This window comes from Prevotella sp. P5-108 (assembly GCF_002251385.1).
Taxonomy (GTDB): Bacteria; Bacteroidota; Bacteroidia; order Bacteroidales; family Bacteroidaceae; genus Prevotella.
Map to the genome: position 1 here is coordinate 134121 of NZ_NPJJ01000038.1, position 12953 is coordinate 147073.

Below are 12953 nucleotides of genomic sequence, written 5' to 3' on the forward strand. Positions count from 1 at the left end.
CGTTGTAAAAATAACAAGTAAAATGAAAATACTACGTCGCATTTTGACCTTCATCGCCTGTATGGCGGTGATAGCCGTGGTGTCCGTACGACGCGACCATCGGCTCTTGGGGTATGAGTTAGAAAACAAGGCAACCACAGCCCCTACTGATACGCTCACTATGGCGGGCGACACGCTGGTGGTGCACACCGCCATGCTTGCCCAGGATGTGCAGGGCTATGCCGGAACCACGCCGCTCGACATCTATGTCCTGGACAATGTGGTGGTGAAGATTGTCGCCTTGCCCAATGTCGAGAGCCCCGACTTCTTTGGTGAGGCAGTCGGTCTGCTCGATGCCTATAAGGGTAAGACCGTCAATGAGGCGCTGTCTGCCAAAGTCGATGGAGTGAGCGGAGCCACCTTCTCGTCTCAGTCGCTTATCTCCAATGTGCGCAGAGGTGTGGCCTATGCCTCCGCCCACAATGCATCCGCAGCCGACGGCGCCATGTCGTGGTCGCTCAAGACCATTGTGGCGCTCCTGGTTATCATCCTCGGAATGACGGTGCCCCTCGTGGTACGCAACAAGAAGATGAGGCTCGTCCAGTTGGTGCTCGACATCGTATTGTTGGGACTCTGGACAGGAACATTTGTAAGCTACACGATGCTGGTCAACCTCATGTCCAACGGACTCACCTCCTGGTCGCTCGTCGTTCCGATGCTCCTTGTGGTGGCAGCCTTTGTCTATCCCCTCTTCGGACGCCGAGCCTATTACTGCACCCACCTGTGTCCTCTCGGTGCCGCGCAGGAACTGGCATTCAAGGTCCCAGCCCGCAAGCTCACCCTCAGCAAGAAGGCAGCCCATCGCCTGACCCTCTTCAAGGTCGTCCTGTGGAGCGTGCTTATGCTCCTTATGCTCCTGGGCGTAGGCTTCGAGTGGATGGACTATGAGCCATTCACCGCCTTTGTCCTCAGTTCGGCCGGAGTCGTGGTGATAGTCTTTGCAGTAGTCATCCTGCTCACCTCCGTCTTCGTGCCCCGTCCCTATTGCCGCTTCATGTGCCCCACGGGTACACTACTCAAGCAGAAGTAGGCCGCTCCACACCCAGCTTGTACCGTCACGACGCGTCGAGCTGGGTGTGGATTTTTTTTGTCCAGCCCCACGCGTTTCCCCACCCATTCTACAATCATTATTGTTAGCATTATAGTTATTGTCTATGACAATATAGATAAATTCATTTGTTTGTCTATAATTATATATCTATCTTTGCAGAAGATAGGCTGCACCTCAGCCATTAAGCGAGCTTATGGCGTTCGGTTTGCACTATCTTTGCACCATCTGACAATAACGAATAACAATAAAGATATGGAGAACTTAACAGACATTATCAAGGGCAGCCAGCTCACGCTGGTTGACTTTTACGCTACCTGGTGCGGACCATGCAAGATGATGCACCCAGTGTTGGAACAACTCAAGAAGGAACTCGGCGACAGCATCCGCGTCATCAAGGTCGACATCGACAAGAACGAGTCTACCGCCATGCAGATGCGCATCCAGTCGGTACCCACGCTGATGCTCTTCCAGAGCGGAGAGATGAAGTGGAGACAGAGCGGAGCCATGTCGCTCGCCGACCTCAAAGCCACCATCGCCAAGTATCAATAGACTATTCACCCGCCAACCCTTACCGCTATGACGACCCAACCCCCGAGATATATTATAATAGGTGGAGTGGCCGGAGGAGCCACTGCCGCCGCGCGTATACGTCGCCTGACCGAGAAAGCAGAGATTATCCTCATCGAGAAAGGAGCCTATATCTCTTATGCCAACTGTGGACTGCCTTATTACATAGGCGGTGTCATCGCCGACCGTGACCGTCTGTTTGTGCAGACGCCCGAGTCGTTCGGCCGCAGGTTCAATATAGATGTGCGCACACTGAGCGAGGTCATCGCCATCGACCCCTCCAGCCGCCAGGTGACCGTGCGCACCGCCGACGGCAGCCAGTATGTCGAGTCTTACGACAAGCTTCTGCTTTCTCCCGGAGCCTCGCCAGTGGTGCCGCCGCTGCCGGGCATCGACAGCGAGGGCATCTTCACGCTGCGCAATGTGGCCGACACCGACTGCATCAAGTCCTATATGACCGGCCACGATGTGAAGCGTGCCGTCATCGTGGGTGGAGGATTCATAGGACTCGAGATGGCCGAAAACCTCATGCACGCCGGAGCCCAGGTGGCGGTGGTCGAGATGGCCAACCAGGTGATGGCGCCCATCGACTATTCGATGGCGTCGCTCGTCCACGAGCATCTGCAGCAGCAGGGCGTGCAACTCTATCTGGAGCAGGCTGTCGACGCCTTTTCGCGCCACGACGGCTCGCTCACCGTACACTTCAAGTCGGGCGTCAGCCTCCAGGCCGACATGGTGCTGCTCAGCATCGGCGTGAGAGCCGAGACCCGACTGGCCCAGACAGCCGGCATACGCCTGGGCGAGATGCGTGGCATCTGGGTCGATGATTATCTGCAGACCTCGGTCCCCGATGTTTACGCCGTGGGCGACGCCATCGAGTTTCCCCATCCCCTCACGGGCAAGCCCTGGCTCAACTTCCTCGCCGGACCCGCCAACCGACAGGCGCGCATCGTGGCCGACAATATGGTGATGGGCAACAAGGTGAAGTATGAAGGCTCCATAGGCACCTCGATAGCCAAGGTGTTTGACCTGACCGTAGCCTCGACCGGACTGCCTGCCAAGCGGCTCAAGATGATGGACATCCCTTACCTCTCTGCCACCATCCACAGCGGCGCCCATGCCGGCTACTATCCCGGCAGTCTGCAGATGGACATCAAGATTACCTTCTCGCCCACCGACGGCAAGATCTATGGCGCGCAGATAGTGGGCTACGACGGCGTCGACAAGCGCATAGACCAGTATGCCCTCGCCATCAAGCAGGGAGCCACCGTCGCCGACCTTACCCGTCTGGAGCACGCCTACGCGCCGCCCTTCTCGTCGGCCAAGGACCCCGTGGCCATCACGGGCTATGTGGCTGGCAATATACTCAGTGGCAAGATGTCGCCACTCTACTGGCGCGATTTGCGCGATGCCGACCTCACGGGCGTGACCCTCGTCGATGTGCGTACGCCCGACGAGTATGCGCTGGGCACCATCGACGGCGCCGTCAATATACCGCTCGACGACCTCAGAGAGCGTATGGACGAAATCCCAACCGGCCGTCCGGTGTGGCTCTTCTGCGGCATAGGACTGCGCGGGTATCTCGCGTCCAACATACTCAAGGACAATGGCTACGCCGAGGTGCGCAATCTGATAGGCGGACTCAAGACCTATCGTGCCGCCACCGCCCGTATTGCCCCTCCCGAGGGCTTCGCTGCCGCTGGAGATAGCGCATCGCCCACCGAGGCAGCCTCTGCCGAGAAGGCGGTGGTGCGCATCGACGCCTGCGGCATCCAGTGTCCCGGCCCCATCCTCCGCCTCAAGCAGGCCATCGACACCCTCGCCCCCGGCGACAGACTCGAGGTGACGGCCACCGATGCGGCGTTCCCACGCGATGCCGAGGCATGGTGCCACACCACGGGCCACCGCTTCCTGGGCCGACGTGCCGAGGGCGGAGTCTATACCGCGCTGATAGAGAAGTCTACCGCCTGCGCCGTAGAGTCTGTCCGCTCTCTGCCCACCGGTCAGGGCAAGACCCTCATCCTCTTCAGCGACGACCTCGACAAGGCGCTGGCCACCTTTGTCCTCGCCAACGGAGCCGCAGCCACGGGCCAGAAGGTGAGCATCTTCTTCACCTTCTGGGGACTCAACGCCATCAAGAAGGCGCACAAACCCAAGGTCAGCAAAGACCTCTTCGGGCGTATGTTCAGTTGGATGCTGCCTTCCGACTCCACCCGTCTCGCCCTCTCCAAGATGAACATGATGGGCATCGGCGCCAGAATGATGCGCCATATCATGACCCGCAAGGGCGTAGACTCGCTCGAGTCGCTGCGGCAGCAGGCCATCGACAATGGTGTGGAGTTCATAGCCTGCCAGATGTCGATGGATGTGATGGGCGTGAAGCGCGAAGAGCTGCTCGACCATGTCACCGTGGGCGGAGTGGCCACCTATATGGAGCGCGCCGACCGTGCCAATGTCAATCTGTTTATCTGAGCCTATGAACTTGCAACAGTTAAGATACATTATCGCCGTCAACCGCTTTCGCAACTTTGCGAAGGCGGCTGAGTCGTGCCATGTCTCTCAGCCCACGCTCAGCGCCATGCTGCAGAAGTTGGAGGAAGAACTCGACACGCGCATCTTTGAGCGCACCAATCGCAGCGTTGTGCCCACGGCGGCAGGAGAGAAGATCGTGCGCCAGGCAGAGAACGCTCTGGCAGAGATAGACCGCATTGCCGAAATAGTGGCTGAGGACAAGGGGCGCATAGGCGGAGTGTTTGCCCTCGCCGTGGGCCCCACCATAGCGCCCTACATCCTGCCTCGGTTTATCCGCCATTATCGCGAGATGTTTCCCTCGGTCCAGCTGTCTATCCAGGATCTCAAGGCCGACCACATGGTCGACGCCCTGCTGCGCGGTCAGATCGACGCCGGCATCGCCATCTCGGGCAACGTGCGCGATGGAGTGCTCGAGATACCCCTCTACACCGAGCGGTTCTATGTCTATCTGGCAGAGAGCTGCTGGCGCAAGCTGCCCATTTTCAAGCCGTCCAATCTGGAGCACGAGAACATGTGGGTGATGCGCGATGCGCAGTGTCTCCGCGACAGTGCGTTCTCGTTCTGTAAAGCCCGCACCAAGGGCAACCACATCTACGAGGCTGGCAGTATAGACACGCTGGTGCACATCGTCGACGAGAACGGCGGGTTCACCATCGTGCCCGAGATGCACTTGCCCCTGCTCAGCGACAAGCAGCGCCAGAACGTGCGGCCCATCGATGGCGACTATCTCTCGCAGCGCCGCGTGTCGCTCTACATTAGGGCCGACTACATCAGGCAGCGCATGCTCAACACCGTGACCGATGCTCTCAAGCAGTTTATGCCCCCTGGCATGCTCGGCGAGGGTATCGTCAAGTATGGCATCAAGTTGTAGGCTTGCCGCCACCATCCATCCCGTCTTTCAGCGCGCCGCAAGGGAGGCTCTGACCGACACCAATCGGCAGACCACCCTTGCGGCGCTCCCGTTTATGGGCGTCGTGTACAGGGGCGGGGTGATGGCTGGCGAGTGCTGGACGGATGCGGATTGGGGTAGGGCGGATGCTGACGAGGGCAGGACTGATGTAGACGTGGGACGTGTTGATGTAGACGAGGGCGGGACGAATGTTGTAGTGTGCAAGGCGGATGATGTAGTGGGTAGGGCGGCTGTTGTAGACGGCTGAACGGCTGTTGAAGAGGGCGTAGCAGTGGTGTCTTCCGTCATTTCACCCATCTTCCCCGAGTGCCTCTACAAGTAGACTTCAAACTCTGAAACAGAAAAATACAACCGCGAAATAATCATATCACGCCGCGAAACGATTAAATCAAACCCCGATTTCCCCTTTATCGCCATCTCCGCGATATTCCCCGTCATTCCCTCCGCTTTGTCCCTCCGCCTCGAGCAGCACACGATGGTCGCCTAATGGCCGAAATGACATTTTGCAGTCATAAGTATAATGCGCCAAACTACATTTTTCATCCCACTTCTTCGTTTTTTATCAAAAAAGGCTATAACTTTGAGGCACAATACCCCAAGGTGAGCCACCAAGCTACGAAGGCTAATGACGCACGATACATATCACGCCACTATCATCTTTATCATACAACTATGCCACACACGAATATCCCAACTGGAGTCTATGACCAGATTATCAATCGCCTCTTTCAGCAGAAACTGAACGAGGTAGATTCCCACCGTTTCTACATTGGCAAGAAGCCGATAGGCAAAGATGATGCTGTCAATATACTCAGCAAGTATTTGCAGCACCTTATTGAAATCGCGTTTATAGGATGCCCCGAAGACCTTGGAACGGACAGATATACCGACTTCGTCAATTCGGTTATCAAAACCTTGGGTAGAGAGTTCAATGTAGATGACTCCGAACTTGACCTGATTGATGCTCAGAAGAATATACTTACAGCCGTCGTAGACCGGACTAACTGCGAATATCCTGATATCGAGAAGCATCTCAAGGCCATTACGCCTATTACTTCTATAAGCCGTAGCGCCCTCTTCTTCGGTGGTGGCAGAGGTCGTGTAGATATGGAGAGTGAGTTGAATCGCGAAATTCTCTGTGCCGATGAGATATGTTGGGTGGTTTCCTTTATCAAGACAAGTGGTCTAAACCTGCTTTGGAACAGTCTGAGGAAGTTCACCAGTGCAGGGAAACGGCTGCGTATCATCACGACGACATATACGGGCGCTACAGATTACGATGCCATAGCCCGTTTGGCCACTCTGCGTAACACCGAGATAAAGATTTCGTATGATGGAACGCAGGACCGCCTTCATGCCAAGTCTTATATATTCCTCCGGAATTCTGGCTTTCATACTGCCTATATAGGTTCGAGCAATCTCTCTCATTACGCCTTGAAAGACGGTAAAGAATGGAACTTCAAAGCCACCCAGTTTGAGTTGCCTCAGGTAGTAGAAGAGGTGCGCAATTCATTTGAAAGTTATTGGCGTGATGATACATTTGAAGATTTCGTGCCTGGTGTAAGCGACGAAAGACTGAAAAGAGCCTTAGGGGCAGACTGGGATGCTCCTTTGCTCGACTTCTCGGCTCTTGACCTGATGCGTGCGAAAGACTATCAGCAGGAAATTCTGGAGAAACTGGATGTCGAACGCCATGTACATGGGCATTACCGCAATCTCGTGGTGGCTGCTACGGGTACAGGAAAGACGGTGATAGCAGCCTTCGACTTCAAACGCTATCGTGCGGAGCATCCCGATTGTCATTTCCTTTTCCTCGCTCATCGGCAGGAGATACTGCGACAGGCTATGCAGACTTTCCGCGTTGTGCTCGAAGATCCCAACTTCGGCAGTGTGTGGGATGGCAACAACGAACCGTCCAGCTACCAGCATGTCTTTGCGAGCAAGGACACCTTGCGTAATCGTTTGGACAGTCTGCAACTCACAAAAGACTATTATGACTATATGGTCGTCGACGAGGTGCACCATATTATAGCACCGACATACGTCAAATTGATGACCAACTTCACTCCCAAGATATTACTTGGCTTGACTGCGACCCCCGAACGAACCAACGACCAGGAAGATATCACCATATACTTTGATGGTCACATCTCGGCGGAAATTCGTCTGCCTGCCGCTCTCAATGCAGGTCTGCTCGCACCTTTCTATTATTATGGAATTCCTGACAATGTAGACCTCTCGGAGGTGAAATGGAGTGGACATGGTTATGATGTTGCCGAACTTTCACGCATTTATACGCAGAACGATTATCGCACCGGTCTTATCTTGAAGAAAATGCAGCAGTATATCGGGAACAGCCGCTTGAACAAGGTGCGGGCGCTATGTTTCTGTGTGGATAAGAACCATGCCAAGTTCATGAATGCCAAGTTTACGTTGGCAGGATTGAAAACGAATGTGCTTACAAGTGATGACAATGACTATCATCGCAAACTTGTGAGGAAGCAACTTCAACAAGGTCGCATCAATTACCTCTTTGTGGTTGACCTCTTCAATGAGGGCGTCGATATACCTGAGATTGACACCATCCTCTTTCTGCGTCCTACCGAGAGTGCTACCGTATTTATCCAGCAGTTTGGTCGCGGGCTTCGTCTGCATAGTGGCAAGGACCATCTTACGGTCCTTGACTTTGTGGGTCATTCGCGTGCCGAGTTCAGTTATAAAGAGCGCTTTGAGGCCCTGATCGGCCGGCGCTCGCGGAATATAAAGGATGAGATTGAAGGTGGATTCTCCAATGCTCCTATAGGTTGCAAGATTATTCTGGAAGGAAAGGCCAAAGAGGAAATCATCGCTAATATTGATGGCTACTTGCGCAGTCTGAACCGCAGTCGTGTCGTCAAGGAAATATTGGCCTACCACAAGACCTGCAAGGGTAACTTCTCGCTCAAGGGCTTTCTGGCTTATAGCCATGTGCCATTTCATAAGGTGTATGGTGCCCTGACGTGGGGCGAATTGTGCCAATTGGCGGGTGTGCAGGAATCGGTGTCTGTGCACGCAGGGCAGATTAAGTATGCAGTGACCAAGAAATGGCTTGCTACAGATTCGTTCTCATACTTCACTCAGCTGTTGCGCTTTGCCGATTGTGGATTCAAATGTAATACAGAGGAATTCTCTGAACAGGAAAAGCGTTGCGCAGTGATGCTCTACTATGACTTGTATGACAAGGCGGGTAATTATGACGGTATCTGTACAATGTTTGACGACCTGGCTTCCGATAAACTGTTTGTTCAGGAATTCAAGGAGGTCGTCTCTTATCTGCGTGACAGATGCTCTGCACCGGAAAAAGTTGACAATTCAGTGTATAACGAATGGAATCCACTGCATCTGCATGGGGTATACACTAAAGCGCAGATACAGGCGGCACTCGGACTATCAACGATAGACCGCAAGTCGCCTTCGCGGGAAGGCATGGAGCGCCTGAAAGATATAAAACTCGAGGCGATGTATGTGGATATTATCAAAAAGCGCGAAGAGGGTTCTCTGACTGCATATAAAGATTATGCCCAAAACCGTGAGTTTTTCCATTGGGAAACCCAGAATCGTGTGCGTGAGGGGAGTCGCGAGGCAGAGGCATACCGTAATGGCGAGAATAACATGCTCCTGTTTGTAAGGCAACAGGTGGAACATCCGGATTATGGTTGCAGAATGGGATTTACCTATCTTGGTCAGGTCACAATGGAGAGCATCGAGGGTTCTAAACCCATGCAGATAGTGTGGCATCTCGCCACGCCTATGTCTGAATCGACTTACGCCTTTGCGAGTCAATATAAAGCTATAGGATAATGCAGCGTATGGATAAGAGAAAATATATTGAGGTGGTGGCAGCCATTATCTGTGATGGCGGCAGGGTCTTTGCCACGCAGCGTGGTTATGGCGAATGGAAAGACTGGTGGGAGTTTCCCGGCGGGAAGATGGAGCCGGGCGAAACGCCTGAAGCGGCTCTGTGTAGAGAAATTAGGGAGGAACTGGCAACGAGTATAAGCGTCGGCGAACGGCTCACAACGGTCGAATATGATTACCCAAAGTTTCATCTGACTATGCACTGCTATCTCTGCACAGTGATGAGCGGCGAGTTGACGCTGCTGGAGCACGAGGCGGCAAAGTGGCTCGGGCTGGGTGAACTCGACTCGGTGAGGTGGTTGCCCGCCGACGAACTGGTGATAGAACGGCTGAAAGCGAGGGCTGTGGAGGGCGAGACAAGATGAGATACTTCGAAAGCGAACTTGGCGGCAAGGGCTTGTAATAGAGTGGGAAAGTGAATCAGGGGCAATGGCAGACAAACTGACAAAGGAGCAGCGCCATCACTGTATGGCACAGATACGGGGGAAGGGCACCAAACCAGAAATGGTGGTGAGGAAATTCCTCTTTGGCCGTGGCTTCCGCTACAGGCTCAACCATCCGTGGCTGCCCGGACACCCCGACATCGTGCTGCGCAAGTATCGCTCGGTCATCTTTGTCAACGGCTGCTTCTGGCATGGTCATGAGGGCTGTCGCTATTATGTGGTACCCAAGAGTAATACCGAATTCTGGAAGGCGAAAATAGCGCGCAACCGCGCCCGCGACATCGAAGAGCAGCGCCGTCTTGCCTCGATGGGATGGCATTGTATCACTGTGTGGGAGTGTCAGCTCAAACCTGCGGTGAGAGAACAGACACTGGAGTCGCTGGCGTATACTCTCAACAGGATATGGCTCAACGACCACAGCGTAAGGAAGTATGAATTGGATGAGAAGGCACCGGGCATGGTGGCCGAAGATGGCGAGCCTGAATAGGAAGATAGTGACGCAGGCGATATAGGCCCCGAGCGGCGGCGCGGCGATAAGCTCCGTGCCCATAAACGAAAAAACCGAGAAGCCCATGGTGTGGACTTCTCGGTCGAAGTGGGTTTGTGTTCCCTGTCTTGAGCCTCTTGTCGGATTCGAACCAACGACCCCGAGATTACAAATCACGTGCTCTGGCCAACTGAGCTAAAGAGGCGGGTGGGCAAGCGATTCTTATCGCGCCGCTACAACCTATTACCCTTGCTATGTTCCCATCCTGGGGGATTCACAGGGAGCTGGCCGTAAGAGACTTGCCCATTTAGCGGATGCAAAGGTACTACTTTTCGTGCTAAATCAAGCATGAAATGGTACATTTTTTTCGATTTTAACTAAAAAGCCATGCTTTATGGGGCTCGGAGGTACGCTCTTGGCAGCCAAATGTCGGTCAGAAATCGACTACGGTGATGCCGGCTCCGCCAAACTGCACATGCTCGTCGGCATAGTGGGTGACATTGGGGATAGCTCCGAGGTACTGACGGATGAGCTGGCGCAAGATGCCGTTGCCCTTGCCATGGAGGATGCGCACGCGTTGCATACCCATGAGGATGGCATCGTCGATGAAGTGCTGCACGGCATTGAGCGCTTCGTCGCCACGCATGCCTCGCACGTCGAGGTCCTGGTGGAAGTTCTGGCGGTGACTGTCGATGGTCTGCTGGGTGAGGTGGGATATGTTGTAGCTGCGCAGGTTCTCCATACGTTCGTCGGCATGGGTCTTGGGGGCTTCGGTGGTGGCGGCGCTCTGTGGGGCGTTGGCACGCTGCAGTCTGTCAACCCGCATACGAGTGCGCATGTCGCCAAAGATGACGCTGGCCATCTTGCCGTCGATGCGCTCGATGGTGCCCACCGACGATGCTCCCTTGATGCACACGCTGTCGCCGGCTGCCAATGGCTGCTGGCTGGCTTGGGCCTGCTGCCGGGCTTGCTCCTGGCGCTTCTGCTGTTGCTGCTGTTCGTTGGCGCGCTGCTCCTTGCGCTGCTGGCGTCGCTCCTTGCGCTGTTGAATCTGTGCCATCTTGCGGGCTATCATCTCGTCGTTGGCTTGGGTGTCGAGGTCGCTTACCTCCTGCTTGAACTGCTCCAGTTCCTCGCGGATGCGCTTGGTGTTTTCGCGTTCAGCCTGGCTCTCGCGTATCTCGCGTATGGTGTTTTCGATACGTCGGTTGCTCTCGCTCAATATTTCTTCAGCCTCCTGCTTGGCTCGGCGCAGTATCTCCTTGCGCTGTACGCCAATCTGCTCGATATCATGCTCATAGCGTTCTATCTGGCGCTCCAGCTCCTTCTCGCGCTGATGGATATTGGTGCGCTTGTTTTCCCAGTAACGCTTGTCGCGAACGATATCCTGCAGATACTTGTCGCTCTGGATGTAGTCGGAGCCCACGATGTTGCTGGCTTGGCGTATCACCTCTTCGGGGAGTCCTATCTTGCGCGCAATCTCGATGGCAAACGAGCTGCCGGGGCGACCTATGGAGAGTTGGAACAGAGGCTTCATCTCGTGGCGGTCGTAGAGCATGGCGCCGTTGGCCACGCCCTCGTGCTCGTCGGCGAAGTGCTTGAGGTTCTGGTAGTGCGTGGTGATGACGCCCCAGGCTCCGTGGGCAAGAAATTGCCCCAGTACACTCTCGGCTATGGCTCCGCCGATGTTGGGCTCGGTTCCGGTGCCAAACTCGTCGATGAGTATCAGTGTGGATGGATTGGCCTGCTTCAGCATGTTCTTCATATTGAGCAGGTGGGAGGAGTAGGTGGACAGGTCGTTCTCGAGACTCTGCTCATCGCCGATGTCTATCATGATGTCCTTGAACATACCCACGCGCGAGCGTTCGTCTACGGGGATGCCCAGACCACACTGCACCATATACTGCAAGAGTCCGGTGGTCTTGAGGCAGACGGACTTTCCGCCGGCATTGGGGCCCGAGATGATGAGTATGCGGTTGTCGGTGGTGAGCTCTATATTAAGAGGTACGAGCGCGGAGGGAGTGGCAGAGTTCTGCTTGAGGCGCTGCTCGAGCAAGGGGTGGCGGGCTCGGGTCCAGTCGATGATAGGGGTGGCAGTCACCTGAGGTTCGGCGCACTGCATACTCTCGGAGAGAGAAGCCTTGGCGTGTACGAAGTCGATGTCGGCCAGAAAGTCCTGGGAGAACAGTATCTCCTCGGTATGGGGGCGTATGTCGTCGGCCATCTGCTTGAGTATGCGGATAATCTCATGTCGCTCGTCGCTCTCGAGCTCGCGTATATGGTTGTTGGCCTCTACCACCTCGGCAGGCTCCACATACACGGTGCGTCCGCTTGCCGACTCGTCGTGTACGATACCACCTATCTTGCGCTTCAGTCCTGGCGCCACGGGCAATACCAGTCGGCCGTCGCGTAGGGTGGGGGCTACGTCCTTGTCTACAAGTCCTTCGCTCTGTGCCGAGCGGAGTATTCCACCCAGTATGCGCGAGATGGAACCCTTGGTTCGGGCCAGTTCGTGACGGATTTCAGCTAATTTGGGAGAGGCATTGTCCTTGATATGTCCGAATTTGTCTAATATGCGGTCGATGTCCTTCACTATCTGGGGCATGGGTATCACGCCCTCGGTGAGTGCCGCAAGGGCGGGGAAGATGAAGGCGGTATGTTCGTCGTCGGTATAGCGCTTGAGAAAAGCCACGACGTCATTCATCGTGGCAAGGGTGCGCATCAGCTCAAAGAGCTCAGTCTCTTCGAGGAATGTGCCCGTCATGCGGAGCCGCTTCATGCTTTCGCGAATATCGAAAAATGCATTTAGAGGGAAATCCTCTTCGCCCGAACGTATACGTTTCATCTCTCTAATCTGCTCCATAGAAGCATTGATGGCGTCTGCATCGGTCATAAACGCCATGTTGTCGATGCGCACGATGCCCAATGGTGAGAGACAACGCGAACGAAGCATGTCGCGAATCTCATGAAAACCTATCTTAAATTCGAAATTATCAGGGTAAATCATACTGCAAAGTTACCACTTTT

9 protein-coding genes, 1 tRNA gene and 1 other RNA gene are annotated in these 12953 nt (G+C 54.8%); 8 read left to right on the forward strand and 3 right to left on the reverse strand.

The features are described from left to right. Positions 1-22: 22 nt before the first annotated feature. From CIK95_RS07845 to CIK95_RS07880, 8 genes are all read left to right on the forward strand, one after another. On the forward strand, positions 23-1069 hold the full coding sequence (locus tag CIK95_RS07845; protein ID WP_094466711.1) for a 4Fe-4S binding protein: 1047 nt from the start codon (positions 23-25) through the stop codon (positions 1067-1069). 273 nt (positions 1070-1342) lie between these two features. Beyond that, positions 1343-1639 carry a thioredoxin gene (gene trxA / locus CIK95_RS07850; protein ID WP_022311533.1) on the forward strand — a complete coding sequence of 99 codons (297 nt, stop codon included), beginning with the start codon at positions 1343-1345 and terminating at the stop codon, positions 1637-1639. A 27-nt stretch (positions 1640-1666) separates the two neighbouring features. Further along, on the forward strand, positions 1667-4129 hold the full coding sequence (locus CIK95_RS07855; RefSeq protein WP_094466712.1) for an FAD-dependent oxidoreductase: 2463 nt from the start codon (positions 1667-1669) through the stop codon (positions 4127-4129). Positions 4130-4133: 4 nt separating this feature from the next. Beyond that, entirely contained in the window at positions 4134-5060 is a 927-nt protein-coding gene (locus CIK95_RS07860) for a LysR family transcriptional regulator (protein ID WP_094466713.1), read from the forward strand. Beyond that, positions 5044-5346 carry a hypothetical protein gene (locus tag CIK95_RS07865; protein ID WP_094466714.1) on the forward strand — a complete coding sequence of 101 codons (303 nt, stop codon included), beginning with the start codon at positions 5044-5046 and terminating at the stop codon, positions 5344-5346. Before CIK95_RS07860 ends, CIK95_RS07865 begins: the two co-directional genes overlap by 17 nt. Positions 5347-5771: 425 nt before the next feature. Beyond that, positions 5772-8939: a DUF3427 domain-containing protein gene (locus CIK95_RS07870; protein WP_158215111.1), complete on the forward strand. Its 3168-nt coding sequence runs from the start codon at positions 5772-5774 to the stop codon at positions 8937-8939. Positions 8940-8947: 8 nt separating this feature from the next. Next, the gene (locus CIK95_RS07875) at positions 8948-9361 is read left to right on the forward strand and encodes a (deoxy)nucleoside triphosphate pyrophosphohydrolase (RefSeq protein ID WP_094466729.1); all 414 of its coding nucleotides are present in this window, start codon (positions 8948-8950) and stop codon (positions 9359-9361) included. Positions 9362-9425: 64 nt separating this feature from the next. Next, on the forward strand, positions 9426-9926 hold the full coding sequence (locus tag CIK95_RS07880; RefSeq protein WP_094388008.1) for a very short patch repair endonuclease: 501 nt from the start codon (positions 9426-9428) through the stop codon (positions 9924-9926). A 131-nt stretch (positions 9927-10057) separates the two neighbouring features. Here the strand turns inward: CIK95_RS07880 and CIK95_RS07885 are convergent. The 3 genes from CIK95_RS07885 to CIK95_RS07895 form a co-directional block, all read right to left on the reverse strand. Next, positions 10058-10131, reverse strand: a tRNA-Thr gene (locus CIK95_RS07885). Position 10132: 1 nt separating this feature from the next. Beyond that, an RNA gene (gene ffs / locus CIK95_RS07890) (signal recognition particle sRNA small type) lies at positions 10133-10231 on the reverse strand. 128 nt (positions 10232-10359) lie between these two features. After that, the gene (locus CIK95_RS07895) at positions 10360-12933 is read right to left on the reverse strand and encodes an endonuclease MutS2 (protein ID WP_094388007.1); all 2574 of its coding nucleotides are present in this window, start codon (positions 12931-12933) and stop codon (positions 10360-10362) included. Positions 12934-12953: the final 20 nt, after the last annotated feature.